The sequence below is a fragment of the Pseudomonas sp. NMI542_15 genome, assembly GCF_021283425.1.
GTDB classification, from domain to species: domain Bacteria; phylum Pseudomonadota; class Gammaproteobacteria; order Pseudomonadales; family Pseudomonadaceae; genus Aquipseudomonas; species Aquipseudomonas fortuita.
Genome location: NZ_JAJSRO010000002.1, coordinates 596,237 through 615,379, shown reverse-complemented (window position 1 = coordinate 615,379; position 19,143 = coordinate 596,237). Strand labels below are relative to the sequence as shown.

At 59.0% G+C, this 19,143-nt stretch carries 25 protein-coding genes and 2 tRNA genes; all 27 read left to right on the top strand.

The window, feature by feature from the left end; genetic code table 11:
* Nucleotides 1–8: 8 nt before the first annotated feature.
* Nucleotides 9–84: transfer RNA gene (locus LU684_RS06050), tRNA-His, on the top strand.
* A 52-nt stretch (nt 85–136) separates the two neighbouring features.
* Nucleotides 137–221: transfer RNA gene (locus tag LU684_RS06045), tRNA-Leu, on the top strand.
* Nucleotides 222–786: 565 nt separating this feature from the next.
* A complete protein-coding gene (locus tag LU684_RS06040; RefSeq protein ID WP_232894254.1) occupies nt 787–3,333 on the top strand; it encodes a DNA-directed RNA polymerase in 2,547 nt (848 codons plus the stop codon).
* Nucleotides 3,334–3,854: 521 nt separating this feature from the next.
* Nucleotides 3,855–4,031: a hypothetical protein gene (locus tag LU684_RS06035; RefSeq protein WP_009682639.1), complete on the top strand. Its 177-nt coding sequence runs from the start codon at nt 3,855–3,857 to the stop codon at nt 4,029–4,031.
* Between the two features lie 27 nt (nt 4,032–4,058).
* Nucleotides 4,059–4,772, top strand: a complete 714-nt coding sequence (locus LU684_RS06030) for a hypothetical protein (protein ID WP_060518983.1) — start codon at nt 4,059–4,061, stop codon at nt 4,770–4,772.
* On the top strand, nt 4,738–5,220 hold the full coding sequence (locus tag LU684_RS06025; protein ID WP_232894253.1) for an endodeoxyribonuclease: 483 nt from the start codon (nt 4,738–4,740) through the stop codon (nt 5,218–5,220). The genes LU684_RS06030 and LU684_RS06025 overlap by 35 nt, the downstream gene beginning before the upstream one ends.
* A gap of 2 nt (nt 5,221–5,222) precedes the next feature.
* Complete coding sequence (locus tag LU684_RS06020; RefSeq protein ID WP_060518981.1) at nt 5,223–5,672, top strand: N-acetylmuramoyl-L-alanine amidase; 450 nt, start codon at nt 5,223–5,225, stop codon at nt 5,670–5,672.
* 130 nt (nt 5,673–5,802) lie between these two features.
* Entirely contained in the window at nt 5,803–7,395 is a 1,593-nt protein-coding gene (locus LU684_RS06015; protein ID WP_232894252.1) for a toprim domain-containing protein, read from the top strand.
* A gap of 14 nt (nt 7,396–7,409) precedes the next feature.
* Entirely contained in the window at nt 7,410–7,637 is a 228-nt protein-coding gene (locus tag LU684_RS06010) for a hypothetical protein (RefSeq protein WP_028692660.1), read from the top strand.
* 3 nt (nt 7,638–7,640) lie between these two features.
* Nucleotides 7,641–8,090: a hypothetical protein gene (locus LU684_RS06005; protein WP_060518977.1), complete on the top strand. Its 450-nt coding sequence runs from the start codon at nt 7,641–7,643 to the stop codon at nt 8,088–8,090.
* Nucleotides 8,091–8,093: 3 nt separating this feature from the next.
* Complete coding sequence (locus LU684_RS06000; protein ID WP_148661758.1) at nt 8,094–8,288, top strand: hypothetical protein; 195 nt, start codon at nt 8,094–8,096, stop codon at nt 8,286–8,288.
* 57 nt (nt 8,289–8,345) lie between these two features.
* A complete protein-coding gene (locus LU684_RS05995) occupies nt 8,346–8,513 on the top strand; it encodes a hypothetical protein (RefSeq protein WP_156343176.1) in 168 nt (55 codons plus the stop codon).
* Nucleotides 8,514–8,576: 63 nt separating this feature from the next.
* Nucleotides 8,577–9,134, top strand: a complete 558-nt coding sequence (locus tag LU684_RS05990) for a hypothetical protein (protein ID WP_232333238.1) — start codon at nt 8,577–8,579, stop codon at nt 9,132–9,134.
* A complete protein-coding gene (locus LU684_RS05985; protein ID WP_028692657.1) occupies nt 9,124–9,318 on the top strand; it encodes a hypothetical protein in 195 nt (64 codons plus the stop codon). The genes LU684_RS05990 and LU684_RS05985 overlap by 11 nt, the downstream gene beginning before the upstream one ends.
* A gap of 11 nt (nt 9,319–9,329) precedes the next feature.
* Entirely contained in the window at nt 9,330–11,381 is a 2,052-nt protein-coding gene (locus tag LU684_RS05980; protein ID WP_060518973.1) for a DNA polymerase, read from the top strand.
* Nucleotides 11,382–11,394: 13 nt separating this feature from the next.
* Nucleotides 11,395–11,610: a hypothetical protein gene (locus tag LU684_RS05975; protein ID WP_009682626.1), complete on the top strand. Its 216-nt coding sequence runs from the start codon at nt 11,395–11,397 to the stop codon at nt 11,608–11,610.
* Nucleotides 11,611–11,644: 34 nt separating this feature from the next.
* Nucleotides 11,645–11,854 carry a hypothetical protein gene (locus LU684_RS05970; protein WP_010953247.1) on the top strand — a complete coding sequence of 70 codons (210 nt, stop codon included), beginning with the start codon at nt 11,645–11,647 and terminating at the stop codon, nt 11,852–11,854.
* The gene (locus LU684_RS05965; RefSeq protein WP_197879344.1) at nt 11,803–12,552 is read left to right on the top strand and encodes a hypothetical protein; all 750 of its coding nucleotides are present in this window, start codon (nt 11,803–11,805) and stop codon (nt 12,550–12,552) included. The genes LU684_RS05970 and LU684_RS05965 overlap by 52 nt, the downstream gene beginning before the upstream one ends.
* Nucleotides 12,540–12,881 (top strand): DUF3310 domain-containing protein, encoded by a 342-nt coding sequence (locus LU684_RS05960; protein ID WP_232894251.1) that lies wholly within the window; start codon nt 12,540–12,542, stop codon nt 12,879–12,881. The genes LU684_RS05965 and LU684_RS05960 overlap by 13 nt, the downstream gene beginning before the upstream one ends.
* Nucleotides 12,882–12,890: 9 nt before the next feature.
* Nucleotides 12,891–13,730 carry a hypothetical protein gene (locus LU684_RS05955; protein WP_060518967.1) on the top strand — a complete coding sequence of 280 codons (840 nt, stop codon included), beginning with the start codon at nt 12,891–12,893 and terminating at the stop codon, nt 13,728–13,730.
* Nucleotides 13,731–13,767: 37 nt separating this feature from the next.
* The gene (locus LU684_RS05950) at nt 13,768–13,962 is read left to right on the top strand and encodes a hypothetical protein (protein ID WP_010953250.1); all 195 of its coding nucleotides are present in this window, start codon (nt 13,768–13,770) and stop codon (nt 13,960–13,962) included.
* A 227-nt stretch (nt 13,963–14,189) separates the two neighbouring features.
* Complete coding sequence (locus LU684_RS05945) at nt 14,190–15,764, top strand: portal protein (protein WP_060518965.1); 1,575 nt, start codon at nt 14,190–14,192, stop codon at nt 15,762–15,764.
* A gap of 138 nt (nt 15,765–15,902) precedes the next feature.
* A complete protein-coding gene (locus LU684_RS05940) occupies nt 15,903–16,682 on the top strand; it encodes a capsid assembly protein (RefSeq protein WP_060518963.1) in 780 nt (259 codons plus the stop codon).
* Between the two features lie 27 nt (nt 16,683–16,709).
* On the top strand, nt 16,710–17,150 hold the full coding sequence (locus tag LU684_RS05935; RefSeq protein ID WP_060518961.1) for a DUF1353 domain-containing protein: 441 nt from the start codon (nt 16,710–16,712) through the stop codon (nt 17,148–17,150).
* 14 nt (nt 17,151–17,164) lie between these two features.
* Nucleotides 17,165–17,365: a hypothetical protein gene (locus tag LU684_RS05930; protein WP_028692652.1), complete on the top strand. Its 201-nt coding sequence runs from the start codon at nt 17,165–17,167 to the stop codon at nt 17,363–17,365.
* 160 nt (nt 17,366–17,525) lie between these two features.
* Nucleotides 17,526–18,494 carry a hypothetical protein gene (locus tag LU684_RS05925; RefSeq protein WP_060518959.1) on the top strand — a complete coding sequence of 323 codons (969 nt, stop codon included), beginning with the start codon at nt 17,526–17,528 and terminating at the stop codon, nt 18,492–18,494.
* 61 nt (nt 18,495–18,555) lie between these two features.
* A complete protein-coding gene (locus tag LU684_RS05920; RefSeq protein WP_060518957.1) occupies nt 18,556–19,143 on the top strand; it encodes a hypothetical protein in 588 nt (195 codons plus the stop codon).

The window sequence follows — 19,143 nt, the reverse complement described above, 5'->3', positions numbered from 1 at the left end:
GCAATATGGTGGGCGTAGCTCAGTTGGTAGAGCGCTGGATTGTGATTCCAGTTGTCGTGGGTTCGATTCCCATCGTCCACCCCATATTCTTCAAAGGCGCCTCGATAGCTTCTGGCGCCTTTGTTTTAAGCGTTACGCGGACGTGGTGAAATTGGTAGACACACTGGATTTAGGTTCCAGCGGCGCAAGCTGTAAGAGTTCGAGTCTCTTCGTCCGCACCACGAATTAGAAAAATCTCCCCGAATTCCTGAAAGCCACACGGCTCAAGGGTTCGGGGATTTTTTTCGCCCATCACTTGCGCGAATGATACCTTTTCACATATAATCTCCTTCTCAGCAAAGAGAGCAAAAGGGACACTTTTGGGACACAAAGGCCCTTTTTGACCTCTTCTGAGCCCCCCCATCCACTGAATCCCTAACTGACCGTTCGTCGGACTTTACCGGCTGACACTGGCCCCTTTTGACCGGGGAAAATCCAGTGCGGGAGAGTGCTGTCCGCGTGAAGTCATGGGACCACATTATGGCTGCCAGTTTTTGCCTGGAGGGGGTAGCTATGCCTGGTGGTTCTCTCAGATGAGACTGACTCATTGACGAGATATTCCCGCTTATGGAGGGCCATCCAGGGCCGCGCCAGGGCGCTGTGGGAGACCACATCCAGAGTCGCGGACCCACAATTGGATTCCTTAGCGATGCCCTCTGAGATGACCCTTAGAGACATCCTTAAAGACATCCTTAGAAATGATTACTTAATGATGATTACTAAGAGATTCCCTTTATGACTACCTCTATGACTCCGCTAGTTGGCCGCCTGGATGGTGAAGACCTCATCGCCACCCAAGTTCGTCTGGAAGAGGAGATGACCCAGCGCGGGGTGAGCCGTTTCCAGCGCAACGTAGAGGCCGCCCGCAGGATGGGCGCTGAGGATGGCACCGAGTACGGCTCCATCATCGTCTCCGGCCGCATGAAGGCGCTCGCTGAGGCCATCAAGGTGTGGATGGATGAGTCTGAGGCCGGTGTGTCGTCCCGCTGGGGCAGCGCATACAAGCTCCTCCGTGGCTACGATGCGGATGTCCTGGCCTACCTGACCCTCAAGCACACCCTGGCTGGCATCTCGCAGCCCCGCACGCTCCAGCATGTGTCCGTCTCCATCGCTCAGTCCGTGGAAGACGAAATGCGCCTGTCCGGCATCCGCGACAAGGAGCGCAAGAAGTACGACCAACTGGTAGAGCGGGCCAACAAGCGGTCCAGCCAGCGCCACAAGCACATCTACGCCACCCGTGTGGCCTCTGCGCTGGACACCTGGAGCAACTGGAGCAACAACGACCGCATCCACGTAGGGACCAAGCTCCTGGAGCTGCTGATGAACTCCGTGGGGCTGATCCACATTGCCACCAACGGCGAAGGCACGGAGAAAGCGCTGAAGTATGTGAAGCCGCTGGAGTCCACCCTGGAGTGGATCGCCCGCAAGAACAACGTCACGGCCATGCTGCGCCCCGTGTATGAGCCGATGGTTGTCCCGCCACGCAACTGGACCTCACCGACCGATGGGGGCTACCTGTCGTCCAGCCTCAAGCCGCTGCGCATGGTGAAGACCCGCAACCGGGCGTACCTGGAGGAGCTGGGCAACGTCGATATGCCGATGGTCTACACCGCGCTCAACGCCATCCAGGCCACCGCGTGGCAGATCAACACGCCAATCCTGAATATCATGACCACGCTGTGGGAGCAGGGCGCCACCTGGTGCGGCCTCCCACCCCGTGAAGGCATCCCCCAGCCAGTCAAACCGTTCGACATCGACACCAACGAGGTGGCCCGCGCTGCCTGGCGTAAAGCCGCGTTCAAGTCCCATTCGGACAACCTGGAGATTCAGGGCGCGCGCATCAACGTCTCTATGTCCCTGGACATCGCGAACCGCTACTCCCCGTTCCGCAAGATTTACTTCCCGTACCAACTGGACTTCCGTGGCCGCATCTACGCGGTGCCGCACCTGAACCCCCAAGGCGCGGACCACACGAAGGGCTTGCTCCGATTCGCCTATGGCAAGCCGCTGGGCGAGCATGGGGCCAAGTGGCTGGCAATCCACGGGGCGAACGTGGCCGGGTACGACAAGGCCAGCCTGGAGGACCGCGTGAAGTGGGTCCACGATCACCAAGCGGAAATCCTGGAGATTGCTGCTGACCCGTTCCAGGCACGCGGCTGGGCCGACCACGTAGGCGCGCAGGCCATCGACAAACCATGGCAGTTCCTGGCGTTCTGCCTGGAGTGGAAGGGCTACTGCGAGCACGGCGACCGCTTCGTGTCGAAGCTCCCGATTGCTATGGACGGCTCATGCTCCGGCATCCAGCACTTCTCCGCGATGCTCCGGGATGAGGTCGGTGGCGCAGCCGTGAACCTGGTCCCCAGCGACCTCCCGGCAGACGTGTACGGCCTGGTAGCCAAAAAGGTCATCGAGCGGGCCATCTACGATGCCAAGCACGGCACCGAAGACGTCCTGAAACATGACGCTGACGGCAAAGCATATGTCCAGGAGGGCACGAAGAACCTGGCCCAGCAATGGACCCGCTTTGGCATCAACCGCAAGGTGACGAAGCGCTCCGTGATGACCCTGGCCTACGGTTCCAAGGAGTACGGCTTCAAGGACCAGGTTATGGAGGACATCCTGGACCCGGCACGCAAGAAGGCCACCGATGCCGAAGGTAACGTGGACGCCCACCACTTCCCGTTCACCGGGGATGGCTTCCGGGCCGCTGGCTGGATGGCGAAGGCCATTTGGGCAGCCGTGAACCAGGTTCTGGTGAAAGCTGGTGAGGCCATGAAGTGGCTCCAGGACGCTGCAACCCTGGCTGCGAAAGAGGAACTGCCGGTGTGCTGGACCACTGCCGTGGGCTTTCCGGTGATGCAGGCGTACAACTCCGTGGTAGCTCGCCGCGTCAAAACGGCCATCAACGGGGCCCGTGTGCGCCTACTGATGAACGAAGAGCAAGACGCCTTGGACAAGCGCAAGCAGTCGCAGGGGATCAGCCCCAACTTCGTCCATAGCTGCGATGCGGCCCACCTCATGCTCACCGTTGTGCGTGGCGTGGAGTCAGGCTTGAAGAGCTTCGCGATGATCCATGACAGCTTCGGCACCACCGCAGGGGAGACCGAGCTTTTCTTCATGACTGTCCGCAAGGCGTTCATTGAAATGTACGAAGAGACCGCCGTACTGGAGCGCTTCCGGGATGAGCTGGCCGCGCAACTCAGCGACAAGGCGCGGGCCAAGCTCGCAGAACTCCCGAAACGCGGCAGCCTGAGCCTGGCAGCGGTAGCAGAGTCGCGCTTTTGTTTTGCCTGATCGTTCTCATTCATGGAAGTAAGTCATAAAGGCAACGTTTCCATGAGTGAACGATTCTGAATGGCCCCCGGTGATTCCCGTGGGGCCACATTCGGATAACTGAGCCGCATCCCTCCGCCAGAGCCTCCACCGTGTCAGTGCGACCCCTCGCTCATTTCTGAGCTGGGCCCGAGGGACCACATTCGGATAACCAAGCCGCAACACCCCAGTCTCCGCCCGAGCCTCCACCGTGCCAGTGCGCCATCCGCTCATTTATGAGCCGATCCTGAGACCACCCCCAATTCCCTATTCATCTGCAGCAGCAGCCATAGAGCCTCCACCGTGCCAGTGCCGCAACGCCTCGGATGAACCAGCAACACCTTCGCAACACCTCTACGGACCACCCGCAACTCCCCCTGACCTTTGCCATAGAGCCTCCACCGTGCCGGTGCAGAGGGACGGGAAACGTGCGCCTGGGCCCCGTAGGCAACCCCAACGGACAACCCAGGCCACAACCCCGTGGCCGTATCGAGAGAACCGCAATGAATCGCTTCGGCACCGCAGACAACCAACGCAACGAACCCGAGAACTACGACTCCGCCCTGGGCCGCGCTATCGCGCTTTGGGGCATGGGTCGCTCCATCTCTATGGCCCTCGCCGCTGAGTTGATTGAACAAGGCTTTGACCTTCCGTCCCTGGAAGCGCGCCACAGCCGCTAACACGCACACACAAAACGAGTCCCCAAAATGTCCTATCAGAAACGCCCAAAGAACGTAACCATGACCTCGCCGCGTGGCATTTTCCGCTACCCGGCACTGACCAAACCCGACTTCGGCACCGATGAGTACCCGAAGCCGGACGGTGAGTACAAAGTCACCCTGATCCTGACCCAAGAAGAGGCCGCGCCTCTCCTGGCGAAGCTGGAACCGCTGCACGAAGCCGCCATCGAGAATGGCCGTGAAGAGTTCAAAAAGCTCAAGATCGAAGCCCGCAAGAAGCTGAAAGACGTGACCGTGCAGCCGCTCTTCACCGAGGAGTACGACAAGGAGACCGAGGAGCCGACTGGCCGCCTGTTCTTCAACATCAAAATGGCCGCCTCGGGCAAGTCGAAGAAAGACGGCTCCGTCTGGACCCGCAAACCAGCCCTGTTCGATGCCAAGGGCAAGCCAATGCTGAAAGTCCCGGATATCTGGGGCGGCACCGAAGGCAAGGTGAGCTTTGAGGTGGCCCCTTACTTCATCCCAGGCACCGCCCTGGCCGGTATCAAACTGCGCCTGAACGCAGTCCAGGTCATCGAGCTGCGCAGTGGCGGCAACAAGTCCGCTGGCGAATACGGCTTCGGTGAAGAGGAAGGCGGTTTCGATGCTGAATCCGTAGCCGAACAAGAACAAGAAGAAAAAGACGAGTTCGAAGAAGAGGAAGAAGGTGGCGAAAGCAACACTTACGAAGACGACTTCTAAGACGCCTCTGGATGCCGAAAAGGTGGGACTCAAGTATGGGTTCCGCTCCGGGCTTGAAGAACGTGCCGCAGACCAACTAACGGCTGTCGGCATGGGCTTCACTTTCGAAAGTCTGGTAGTTCCCTATACCCGACCTGCGAAAGTTCACAAGTACACCCCGGACTTCGCACTGGCGAACGGCATCATCGTCGAAACTAAGGGCCGCTTTTTGACCGAGGACCGCCAAAAGCAACTCCTGGTCAAAGCGCAGCACCCTGAACTTGACGTGCGCTTTGTCTTCTCCAACTCAAAAACAAAAATAAATAAACGCAGTACCACCACCTACGCGGATTGGTGCAGCAAGAACGGCTTCCAGTATGCCGACAAGTTGGTTCCCCATGCCTGGCTTAAAGAGCCGGTCAATGAAGCCTCCCTGTCGATCATCAAGGGCCTCAGCAAAGAAAAATAATAATGACCTATAACGCTGGAACGAAACCCCGCGCTGAGACGGACTACCTGGTAGTTCACTGTAGCGCCACGCGACCATCCCAGGACATCGGGGCCGCTGACATCAACCGCTGGCATCGCGCCAAAGGTTGGCGTTGCATCGGCTATCACTTTGTCATCCGCCGTAACGGCGTGGTGGAGGAGGGCCGCGAGCTGGACCAAATCGGCGCTCACGTAGAGGGCCACAACATCAACTCCGTAGGCATCTGCATGGCCGGTGGAGTCACCGAGGCGGACATCAACGTCCCCGAAAACAACTTCACGCCCGAGCAGTTTGCAAGTCTCAAGCACCTGCTGGGCGAGCTGAAAGAGAAATACCCTACCGCGACAATCCAAGGCCACCGGGACTTCCCGAAAATAGCCAAGGCTTGCCCAAGCTTCGACGTTAAACCGTGGGTGGCGGCCAACTTATAAGAGTCGTGGGCCCTCAGTTGGATATGGCAGCCGCCACGTCTATCACTCAACTCTGATAAAGGGCTGGCCTTCGGGCTGGCCCTCTTTATTGCCCATGAAAAATCGAAAGCATGAAACAGAGAGTGAGTTCGTGCGCCACCTGCCCTGTGAAAACTGTGGTTCAAGTGATGCCAACTCTATCTACACCGACAACCACCAATATTGCTTCGCCTGTGAGCACTACGTTCACGGCGATGGCGAAACCCCAACTACTGGAGGGCGAACAAAACGAATGGAAGGGTTAATCTTCGGCGAATTCAAGCCGCTGATGAAGCGCAGACTTACCCTGGAAACTTGCCGCAAGTTCGGATACTTCGTAAGTGAGGTGCGTGGCAGGCTAGTTCAAGTTGCCCCGTACTTCGACAACAGTGGTGTGATGGTCGCCCAAAAACTGCGCGATCAGGATAAAGGCTTCGCCATCCTGGGCGATGGTGCAAAGTTGACCCTCTTCGGCCAGAACCTTTGGGCGAGTGGGGGTAAGAAGATTGTTGTCACCGAAGGCGAGCTGGACGCTATGTCTGTCTCCCAGGTGCAAAACAACAAGTGGCCCGTGGTGTCGCTCCCGAACGGGGCTCCGGCAGCACGCAAGGCCATCCAGCGAAACATCGAATATCTGGAGAGCTTCGAAGAAGTCATCCTCATGTTCGATATGGACGAACCGGGCCGCGAAGCAGCGCAGGAATGCGCAGAGCTATTCAGCCCAGGCAAGTGCAAGATCGCCACGCTATCCATGAAGGACGCCAACGAACTTCTGGTAGCGGGCCGTGAGCAGGAAATCGTCACCGCCATCTGGAACGCCAAGCTGTACCGGCCTGATGGCGTAGTGAACGTCCGAGACCTCCGCGAAGAGATTCGCAAGGCTCTGGTCATGGGCTTGCCGTGGTTCCTTGATCCACTTACCCAACTCACCTATGGACGCCGCTACGGCGAAGTCTACGGGCTGGGCGCTGGTACTGGTGTGGGCAAGACCGACTTTCTCACGCAGCAAATCGCATACGACATCCAAGTCCTGGGCGAGCGTGTAGGCACCATTTTCCTGGAGCAGAAACCGACCGAGACCGCCAAGCGCGTGGCCGGAAAGATCGCCGGGAGACGCTTCCACGTTCCCAAGGAAACCGCTGGCTGGACCGATGAGGAGCTGGATGCAGCCGTAGATGCGCTGGGCGAAAACCTGGTCATGTACGACGCATTTGGTGAAACCGAGTGGGACATTGTGAAGCGCAAGGTGCGCTACATGGCTGTCTCCGAGGGAATCAAGCTTATCTACATCGACCACCTCACTGCGATGGCTGACACCGCAGATGAGAAGGGCTCGCTTGAGCAGATCATGAAAGAGATGGCGGGCCTGGCGAACGAGCTGGGAATCATCATCACGTTCATCTCTCACCTGACCACCCCCGAGGGCAAACCCCATGAGGAAGGCGGGCGGGTAACGATTCGCCACTTCAAAGGCTCCCGAGCCATCGGCTTCTGGAGCTACTTCATGTTCGGCCTTGAGCGTGACCAGCAGGCCGAAGACCCCGTAGTTCGCCAAACCACCACCTTCCGCATCCTCAAGGACCGCTACACCGGCCAAGCGACCGGGGAAGTGCTGTACCTGGCATACGACCGCGATACCGGATTGCTCTCGCTCACCGAAGCGCCCGAGCCGTCCTCACCCTTTAAAGATGAATCCGAATTCTGACTGGAGATACTCCCATGTTGAAACGACTGCTGGCAAAAGTGTTCCCGCAGACCACCGCGTCCGCTGTATCCGACCTGGAGCGCACCCTGGACAAGCTGAGCCAGGCCGAAGCCTCCCATAGCGAAGCTGCACGCCAGGCCCGGCAAACCGCCTGCAATCTGCACGACCACGCCGATATGCAGTACGCCCTGGCTGACCGGGCTTCGATGATCCACTCCCGTATCTCCAAACTCCTGGACTGAATCGTGCGCAAGTTGATCTTCGCGGCCCTGGCCGTCCTTTCCCTGGCCGCCTGTGAGCGCCACTCCTGCTACAGCCCAGCCGTTGTACAGGCCCCAGTAGTCGAAGCTCCGGCCCCTGTGATTGCCGCTCCAGTTGTCCAGGCTGCCCCGATCGTGCAAGCGGCGCCAGTGGTCGCAGCCCCTGTCGTGGTCCAGGACAACTCTAACGCCATGCTCACCGGCATGATGATGGGTCACATTCTGGGCAGTGCTTCGGCATCGGCCCCGGCTGTCCATAACACCACCATCGTGAACAACACCACGACCAACACCCGGGCGACCACCGTGGCTCCGCGTCCGGCCTATGTGGCTCCACGCCCAGCCTACGTTGCACCGCGAGCCAGCTACTCGGCACCGCGAGCCAGCTACAGCTATCGCACCAGCAGCTTCTCCAGCTTCCGCTCCCGCAGGTAAGCCATGACGACTCCAGCCCAACGGCCTCCGCGCCTGAAAGAACTGTCCTTGCGCATTGAGCGTGTGGACAACGGAGTCATCGTCCGGTCCCGAGACAACATCCTGGGCCTGGCAAACGAAGGTGACTGCAACGTGTTCACCAATCGCTACGAACTGAGCAACTACCTCAACGCTTTGCTGGACGACTTCCGGCTTTAGCAGATGCACCACCACACGGGCCCCAAGCGGGCCTTTTTTTGTGCCTGAGAGAAAACCATGCCTCTGATTCTGACCTACCTGTTTGTCGTTTTCTGCCTGTGCTTAGGCTGGGTTTACAACGTTGTCTGGACCTTCCACCAGTGTGGTGACGCCTTGCTCCTGGGCATTGTCGGCATCGCCTTCCCACCGATTGGGGCCATCCACGGCCTCATTGCGTTCTTTTAAGGGGAGGGCTGATGAGTGAAGCCAACTACTACCTCTTCTTGCTCTTCATCGTCGTGTTCGTCCTTGCCTGAATGGAAGCTTCCGGGCCACCTCCAGCCGCTCTTTGATGACGCGCTGGAATTGGTGCGCTGGGAGTTTCCTGGCTCGCACCCGGTCATCGGTGGCGGTGCCATCCGGGACGCCCTCCTGGGCCGACCGATCAAAGACATCGACGTGTTCATGCGCAGCATTGACCACAACGAGCTGGACTCCGAACTCACCGTGAAGGTGAAGCAGCCCGCGTTCCTCGCCCTTTATGGTCGCAAGGATATGCACGGTGCCTGGGACTTCCTCCAGGACGTACAGGGCTTGCCCGTCCAGTTGATCCTGGCCGACTTCATGACCCCGCAAGAGCTGGCCGATTCGTTCGACCTAAACCTGTCCCGCGCCACGTATGACGGCTACTCCCTGCACGTTTCCGCGGCCTTCGAAGAGGGCGTGCGGGACAAGGCATTCCGAATTCTCCGCTGCGAAAGCGACCTGGAAGAACGCCGCTCATTCAAGCGCGTATCTCGCCTGCAAGAGAAGTACCCCGAGTACATCCACGACGAAACCACCCTGGAGCAAATCCGTGTCCACTGAATCCGACCTGCGCCCGTTCTGGCTCAACCGCTACCCGCTCACCCGAGTCATGATCGCGCTGCCCCTGGTTCCAATTATGATCCTGGGCGAAGCCCTCAAGGGCCTGTATCACGGCTTTTGTGATGCCCTGGCCGATACCGGTACGCTCTTCCGAGAGCTGTGGCATACGCCGACCCCCTGCTGATTGGGGGACCAATGCAAGAACCCCTTCTGTTCGACCTCGAAACGAATGGGTTCCTGGAGGCAGTCTCCGTCATCCATTGCCTTGTCATCGAAGACACGGCAACTGGGGACGTTAAGAAATTCCCGCCTGGCCTCATCGCCATGGGAGTCAAATGGCTCCAGGAGCAACATTCCCAAGGCCGCTTCATCGGCGGCCACAACGTCATCAAGTACGACATTCCCGTCATCCAGAAGCTGTACCCCGGCTTCATCGTGAACCCCGCGCTGGTCATCGACACCCTTGTTTGCACCCGACTCATCTGGTCGAACATCAAGGACACCGACACCGGCCTCCTCAAGAAAGCAGTCCTCCCCGGCAAGCTCTTCGGCTCCCACTCCTTGGAAGCCTGGGGCTACCGCCTGCGCCTGATGAAAGGCGAGTACGCAACCGAGTTCAAGGCGCGCATGGGCGATGCCTACGTGAACGGCATGGAGTGGCTGGAGTTCTCGCAAGAGATGCTCGACTACTGCGTCCAGGACGTTGTGGTCACTTCCGCACTGTGGAAGCGAATCCTTGGCAAGAACTACTCGGCACGGGCCCTGGCCCTGGAACATCGAGTGGCCTGGCTCATGGCCGCCCAGGAGCGCAACGGGTTCCACTTCAACCGCGAGAAGGCAGCCCTCCTGTACGCCAAATTGGCGCAGCGCAGGGGCGACCTGGAGCGCGAGCTGAAAGAGTTCTTCAAGTTCTGGCACGCACCGGCAGGCGAAGTGCTCACCAAGAAAACCCGGCGAGTCTTTATCGAAGACCCACGGGGCAACACTGAGCGGCGTGTGAAGCTCAAGGGCCAGCCCGCGTTCAACCAAGTGGGCTGGTTTGAGAAGTACACCGAGGGCGTCCGGTACACCAAAGTCAAGATCGTGGAGTTCAACCCGTCCTCACGGGACCACATCGCTGACCGGCTGACGGCCCTGTACGGCTGGGTTCCCGAGAAGTTCACCAAGGGCGGCAAGCCCCAGGTGGACGACGAAGTGATGTCCAAGCTGAGCTACCCACCGTGCAAGCTCCTGACGGAATACCTCCTGGTCGCCAAGCGCATCTCGCAACTGGCCGAAGGGAAGCAGGCGTGGATGCTGGTGGAGAAGCAGGGCCGTATCCACGGCTCCGTGAACCCCAACGGTGCCGCCACCGGGCGAGCTACTCACGCTTACCCGAACGTGGCTCAGGTGCCGGCATCTGGCTCCCCCTACGGTAAAGACTGCCGCGAACTCTTCACGGTGCCCCTCGGCTGGCTTCTGGTCGGTGCCGATGCCTCGGGCCTGGAGCTGCGCTGCCTGGCTCACTTCATGGCTCGCTACGATGGTGGCAAGTACGTGGACATCCTACTCAACGGGGACATCCACTGGGCCAACGTCCAGGCCATGGGCATCACCAGTGAGAAGCGTGACGACCACAACACGCTGCACAAGCTGTACCGCGATGGTGCGAAGACCTTTATCTACGCCTTCCTCTATGGGGCCGGTGATGAAAAGGTCGGGACCATTGTGTTCGGCATGGTTGCCAAGGCCAAGGCGCTGGGTCTCGACTACCAGCACCTCCTGGAAGTGTTCTTTAACGGGCAGGACAACCCGGACGAAGAGGCGCTCAAGGCCGCTGGCAAGAAACTGAAAGCAACCTTCCTCCGCAAAACCCCGGCCCTGAAAAAGCTGGTCAAGGCTGTGAAAGAAGCCGCCAAGCGCGGCCACCTGGTCGGCCTGGATGGTCGCCACGTTCACGTCAAATCCGCCCACGCGGCACTCAACTACCTCCTGCAAGGGGCCGGTGCGCTGGCCTGTAAGCAGTGGCTTGTGTTCCTGGACGACGAACTCCAGGCACGCGGGCTGAAACACGGCTGGGATGGCGACTACGCCTTCTGCGCCTGGGTCCACGACGAAGTGCAGATCGCCTGCCGTAACGAAGCCATCGCGGCCATCGTTCGGGAAGCGGCTGAGGCGTGCGTGGCGAAAGCAGGTGAAGCCTTCAACTTCCGGTGCCCCCTGGCCGGTGAATCAAAAATGGGCCTGAACTGGGCCGAAACCCACTAACGAGTAAACGCAAATGACTAAAGACCCTGTTCTCCTGGAAGTCCTGTACGAAGCCTTCAAGAGCCCTTTCAAAATCCAATCGGACTTCGCTCGCTTCGAAGCCCAGGCAGTAGCATCGCTGGCATCGCTGGGCTTGCTCAGCACCCTGGAAGGTCACGGCCAGTATGGTCGCAAGTGGCGTGTCACCGGCACCGGCCTTGACCTGCTACGGGAAAACGACTACCTGTGACCCCATCACTTCACTAAGTCAGAGAGGCACTCCCATGTTGAAACCCTGGACCATCACCATCGACGTGAACGGCACCAAGCACGCATTGGAGTATCCGGCACGTCCGCTTGATGCGGAACTGGGCGCTGACTTAGTGAAGCTCTTCGGCCAATACGGCTTCATCTTCCAAGAAGACCTGACAGAGATTCGCGAGTGCGCAGAGTTATCATCGACGCCGATGTCCTATCCGTCCAAGCAGCAGTAGTAAACCAGAAAGCCATCCGCTGGGGAGGCGATGAGGAGGGTGAACGAGCCCTCTGGACCCTCCACGCATTTGAAGAGGATGGCGAAGCCACCTTCACCGGGATGGTGCAAAATTTGATAGACAAGACAGGGGCCGATGAAGCCCTTCTCGTTTTCTCGGACAAAGTGAACTGGCGCAAGACCGTTCTCCCGACCTACAAGCACAACCGTAGCAAGACCGTCCAGCCGTTGCTCCGCTCCCACCTCACGGCCTGGGCTCAAGAAACCTTCCCGTCCATCTCCAAGCCCACCCTGGAAGGCGATGACGTGTGCGGCATTCTCCTTACCCGAGCCCGAAAGTTCGGTGAGGAAATCGTGGTCGCGTCCATCGACAAGGACTTTAAGACGGTCCCCGGCCACCACTACAACTTCAACACAGACACGTTCTTCGAAGTGACCGAGGAAGAGGCCGACTACTGGCACCTCTACCAGACCCTCATGGGCGACACCACGGACGGCTACTCAGGCTGCCCAGGCATTGGGCCCGTGGCTGCCAAGCGGCTCCTGGACAAGTCCCCCACCTGGGACACCGTAGTGGCTGCCTTCGACAAGGCCGGTCTCTGCGAAGAGGAGGCTCTTGTGCAGGCCCGGGTGGCCCGCATCCTCCGTGCCTCGGATTACGACTTTAGGAACCAGAAGGTGAAGCTGTGGAACCCGTGATGAACTGTGGATCTTGCGCCCGCCTTGAATCAACTGAAATCAATGTGTGCAGGGGCTGTGGCCCTGAATACACCAAATGGAAAGCCCTAGAAATGAATGAGACACCACCTTCCGCCGAGACCCAAGTAGGCGGTAAGCACTATCTGCGCGCCATCCAGCCTTTCGACATCGTTAAGGTGTGGGGGCTTGGTTTCTACCGGGGCAATGTAATCAAGTACGTCCTCCGGTGTATGGCAAAAAACGGTAAAGAGGATTTGATGAAAGCTCGTCACTACCTCGATTACTGTATTGAGAATTTCGAAGACTTGGAGCAGATTGACGCCTTTTGAGGGCGCACCATGAGCGACGACACGCACAATTATCTCCTGGAGTTGAACAAGCGTTTCGCCGAAACCTATGGGCGCTTCGACGTTTTGCCTAAGTTCAAGCTGCCGGTATTCGAGCCGATAGTCACCATCCGCCCGCTCACCCCAGTTGTGGGCATCACTCAAATTGGTAACGCGTTCCAAGCGATGCAGGACCGCATGGCTGAGATATTCAAGCCATTCACCGGTCTGCAGGAAGCACTCGAAAGGTTGCCTCCGCAAATACGGATGGCCGTCTCGCAACTGGCTTCGCACGGCTGGTTTGTGTCGGGCGAGATGCCCCAGCGCCAGATGATTGAGTGGGGCGAGATGCTCCAGGCCGGCCATGTGGAGAAAGTAGATGCGATTCTGTGCAGTTTTTTTGAGTCTCGGATTGCATCCATCCGCGAGAAATTCGAAGCCACCCTCACTGACCGCTTTACGATTATCGATGCGGCGATCCAAGCCCATGAGAATGGGCAGTACGTCCTCAGCGTCCCTGTGTTTCTTGCCCAAGCCGATGGGGTGTGCCATGCGCGTATCCAGGCATCACCGTTTAGAAAGCAGGGGAGGGGGAAAACTGACCTCGCGACTGGGAAGTGGGTGGATAAATCACCGAGCAAGTGGCTCGACGCATTCATCTCTCCTCTAAAAGAAGCGGCGCCCATCGCTCAGACAGAGAACGAGCGGGGCAAAGGCTTCACCGGATTGAATCGACACGCTGTGCTTCACGGTGAGGACGTCTCTTACGGCTCCAAACTCAACAGCTTCAAGGCCCTCTCCCTACTCGTTTATATCGACCACTTTGTTAGGCCCCACGAATGTAGAGAGTAGGTACAAGGTCGTGGGGCCACATTAGGATTACTGAGCCGTGAAAACGGAAAGATTCCCCAACGTTCCCCGTGAGCTGCTGGTGGAACTGGAGAAGCGATTCCCCAACGTCCTGCCCGTAGACCCTCACATCACCATCAACGAAGTGAACATCCGTCAAGGACAGCAAGAAGTCATCCGACTCCTGCGAAGCCGCTTCGACATCCAAAACACTACTGTTCTGGAATCACAATAATGTGTTCGCACTCAAGCACACCTAAGACGACTGTAGCGGCCCCAACGCCTGCTCCAGCCGCTCCAACGGTGCAGTCCGCGCCTGCGACAAGCAACACCGCAGAAAGCACCGATACCCAACAGGCTCAGTCCGCAGCGAATGGGCGCAAGTCCCTCCGCATCGACCTGACCCAAGCATCCACTGGGAGTAGCTCTTCGGGGCTGAACATCCCTCTATAACGAGACCCCATGGCGAAGACCGAGCAAGAACCCGAACGGGGCCTTGCCGCAAGTCTTTATGCCAAGCTCGCACCAGACCGCGAGACCTTCCTACAGAGGGCGCGGGACTGTTCCAAATACAGCATCCCCACCCTGATCCCGCCTGCCGGTCACGCAAGTGGCACGAAGTTCTACACCCCATGGCAAGCGGTGGCCGCCCGAGGCGTTAACAACCTCGGAGCAAAATTGCTCATGGCCTTGCTCCCACCGAACTCTCCCTTCTTCCGCCTGGAAATCGACGAGTTCACCGAAGAGAAGCTGACCAGCAATCCGCAGATGCACGCTGATGTTCAAGCGGGCCTGGCGAAGATTGAGCGAGCGGTGCAAACCGAGATTGAAACCACCGCCATCCGTGTGACTGGTTTTGAGTTGCTCAAGCATTTGATTGTTGGCGGCAACGGCCTTGTGTACCTGCCCCAGCAGGGCGGCATGAAGTTCTACCCCCTTGACCGCTACGTGGTCCGGCGTGACCCAATGGGCAACGTCCTGGACATCGTGGTCAAGGAGGAGGTCTCCCTGGCGGTACTGCCAGAAGAGGCCCGGTCATTAGTCGAGCCTGGCGATGACTCCGGCGACACCCCCCGAGACCATGACAAGAACGTCTCGATCTACACCCACATCACCCTCAAGGGTGAGACCTGGAACGTGTATCAGGAGGTCAAGGGCCAGATTGTTCCCGGCTCCCGAGGCACGTACCCGAAAGATAAGTGCGCCTGGCTCCCGATTCGATTCGTCAAGATCGACGGTGAGAACTATGGCCGCTCCTACGTGGAAGAGTACCTGGGCGACATCAAGTCCCTGGAAGGTCTCTCCCAGGCCATCGTGGAAGGCTCCGCAGCCTCCGCGAAAGTCCTGTTCCTGGTGAACCCCAACGGGGTCACTAGCTCCAGCGAGCTGGCCGAAGCGCCGAACGGCGAATTTGTGGATGGCGTGGCATCTGATGTCCAGGCCCTCCAGCTTCAAAAGTCCGGTGACTTCCGTGTGGCACTGGAGACCATCAACACCATCACTGAGCGCCTTGAGTTCGCCTTCATGCTGAACTCCGCGATTCAGCGGAATGGTGAGCGTGTGACAGCCGAAGAAATCCGGTACATGGCCGGGGAATTGGAAGCTGCCTTGGGCGGTGTCTACTCCATCCTCAGCCAAGAATTCCAGCTTCCGCTAGTCAACCGCATCATGTTCTCGATGCAGCGCCGCAAGAAGCTCCCCGAACTACCCAAGGGCACCGTTAGCCCCACCATTGTGACGGGTATGGAGGCCCTTGGTCGTGGCAATGACCTGACCAAACTGGACCAGTTCATCTCCACCATCATGCAGATTCCTGATGCCGCCTCCCGGATCAACTGGGGCAACTACATGACCCGGAGGGCCACCGCCCTAGGGATCGACACAGACGGCCTGGTGAAGACCGATCAAGAGGTCCAGCAGGAACAACAACAGCAACAGATGCAGCAGGCAATGCAGTCGGGCGTAGCCCCGGCAGTGCAGGCCGCTGGTCGCATGATGGAGAAAGGCCAACCCGATGGCAGCCAAGCGCAAACCTAAAGAGCCCGAAGAGGGCGCAGTAAGAGAGCCCCTTATCGAATACTTCGGTGAGGGCGCAGAGCAAGTTCAATTCAACATCAACCCCCAGGCCAAGCGATACCGCGTGTTCGCTAATGGCCGCGTTCTCGAAGACCTTTAATGGAAAGCATCGAAATCGTATCCCCGAACCCGTCTGCCCCCGAAGGGCATGATGAGGCAATGATTGCCGCCATCGACAAGGCCAATGCTGGCCCGGTAGGCGACAACATCACGACCCCTGCTGAAACCGTAGAGCGCCCCGAGGGCTTGCCCGAAGGCTTCGATTCCTGGGACCAACTGGCGAAAGCCTACGCCGACCTCAAGGCACCTGCCCCCGAGACTCCAGCAGTGACCGCAGAGCCCGAACCCTCTATGGCCACCCCGGATGAGGCGAGCAAGGCCCTGGAGTCGAAAGGCTTGGACCTGGATGAGTTCTCCCAGGAGTTCGACCGCACGGGCGCACTGAGTGCCGAAAGCTACGACCGCCTGGCAAAAGCGGGCTATCCGCGTGGCGTGGTCGACCAATATGTGGCGGGCCAGCAGGCTCTGGCAGACCAGCACATCTCCGCAATCAAGGGCGAAGCTGGCGGTGCCGATGAGTACGCAAGCCTGGTCACATGGGCCAAGGCCAATCTGGCACCGGCTCAAATCGAAGCCTTCAACACCGCAGTAAATGGCAGCCTGGAGCAAGCGAAGCTGGCCGTGAACGGCCTCAACGCGCAGTACCGCTCTGCCATTGGCAGCGAGCCAAACCTCATTGGCGGTGGCAAAGCAGCCGCAGCCGATGTCTTCGAATCCACCTCCCAGGTGACTGAGGCGATGAGCGATAAGCGCTACCGCAGTGACCCGGCATACCGTGCCCGAGTCCAGGCCAAGCTCCTCCGTTCCAACGTCTTCTGACGCCTGGCCGCAATAAGAAAAACAACAATGAGCGGCTTCACCGACGAACACTTCTCCATCAAGTGGATGGAGGAAGTGGATGGCGTGGACTACTGGGCATCTTCGCCTTTCCGCTACTGGATCGGTCCCGAAGGGACTGGCCGGTACGTGGATGTCCCCGCTGGCTTCATCACTGATGGAGCTTCTGTACCCCGTCCGTTCTGGTCACTGATTCCCCCATGGGGCACATACGGCCAGGCGGCAATCGTCCATGACTACCTGTGCGAGACCCTCACCGTCCTACTGGATGGCGTGCCTATTCGCATCACCCGAAAAGAATGCGACCGGATCTTGCGCCAGGCCATGACCGACCTTGGAGTTCCCCTGTGGAAACGCTCCGTAATTTATGGGGCCGTGCGTGCTTACGCATTGGCCGCAAACGTGACCCAGCCGTCCGGCCTGGTCCACCTACCCAACCCACCCCAATAAAAGGAAACACCCCCATGAGCTTTCTGAAAACCGTAGCCGTAGACGCTGAGTCGTTCCTGGCAAAAGTCCTGGCAAACCTGGTCTCCGAAGTCGCCGCTGACGGCACTGTGACCAAGGCTGATGCAATCCAGGCGGTGGCATCTGCCGCTGTTTCGACCCTGGCGAGCGCCACCAGCGCCTCCGCTGCATCCGGTGCCGTTGTCGCTGACAACTGATCAACCCGGCCTGGCCCGTAGCCGTTAATACGGGCCGCCTCAGCACCTTGAGAAGCAACAGAAAAGTCCAGCCGCACTGCGCCCCTGCGCGGTGGCAACGCGGGCCACGGGATTCATCCCGGCTCGCTCCATCGACTTTTTCTCAAGGACTCACCCCTCAATGTCTGATGCAACTGTTTCCCGCCTGGGCCAAGCGAACCTGACTGGCGATGCCAAAGCGCTATTCCTGAAAGTGTTCTCGGGCGAAGTCCTGACTGCCTTTCAGGAGTCGTGCGTCACCGCTGACAAGCACCTGGTCCGCACCATTACCAGCGGCAAGTCTGCCCAGTTCCCAATCCTGGGCAAAATCTCGGCCCAGTACCACACTCCGGGCGCTGAGATTGCTGGCCTGAGCGTTCCTGCGAACGAGCAAGTTATCACCATCGACGACTTGCTCATCTCGCACGCCTTCATCGCTTCCATCGACGAAGCCATGAACCACTACGATGTCCGTGGTCCGTACTCGACTGAGATGGGCCGCGCTCTGTCGTACACCTACGATAAGCACATCCTGCAACTGGGCGTCCTGGCTGCCCGCGCATCGGCCCCGGTCTCGACCGAAGCTGGTGGCGGTTCGGTAACTGACTCCGCGCTGCTGACCGATACCACTGGCGAAGCCCTGGTAGCTGCACTGTTCGCAGCCGCGCAGAAGCTGGATGAGAAATTCATCCCGGCTGATGAGCGTTACGCCTACCTGACCCCAGCGGCGTACTACATGCTGGCTCAGAACACCAAACTGATGAACTCCCTGTGGGGCGGCCAAGGCAGCTATGCCAAGGGCGAACTGCCACAAGTGGCGGGCATCAACCTGGTGAAAGCTGTCCACGCTCCGTTCGGTTCCAACATCGCCACCGTTGCGAATGGCGGCATCGCGCTGACCGCAGGCACCAGCGACAAGTACGCTGTAGATGCCACCAGCACCGCAGCCCTGGTCATGCACAAGGCCGCTGTCGGCACCGTCAAGCTGATGGACCTGGCGATGGAGTCGGATTACGACATCCGCCGTCAAGGCACCCTCATGGTCGCCAAGTACGCCATGGGCCACGGCATCCTCCGCCCAGCAGCCGCTGTAGAGCTGAAAACCGCCTAACCACCAACCTAGCCTCACTCAAGGACTTCCTTGTGTGGGGCTTTTTTTTCGTGCCTAGAAAATGAAGACACTCGCCCAAACGACCGAGCTAGATGCCGTAAACATCATGCTCAATACCATTGGCGAGTCGCCAGTCAACTCCCTGGATGATGGCCTTCCCGTAGCGGATGCCGCCATCGCCCGCTCAGTCCTCCGCGAAGTCACCATCGACGTGCAATCGCCTGGATGGCAGTTCAACACTGAGCGCAACTACAAGCTGACTCCGGCTCTCCTCACGAAGTACATCACCGTCCCCGGCAACTGCCTGGAGGTCACACCTAGCGGCAAGAGCGCCACCCTGGACATCACTCTCCGGGGCACGCGCATTTACGACCGCCAGAACCACACGTATGAGTTCGGCTCCTCGATCACCGTGGACATGATCGTTCTCCTGGACTTCTCCGAACTTCCACAATCGGTGCGGCACTACATCACCGTCCGGGCCGCCCGAGTGTTCCAGCAGCGGAATGTGGGCTCCGATGTCCTCAACGGCTTCACCGAGAAGGACGAAACGCGGGCCCTGGTCGCCATTCGCAAGTACGACTCGGAGACCGGGGGCTACAACGTGCTGACCGGCAACTACTCCGTCATGCGGGTACTTGACCGATAG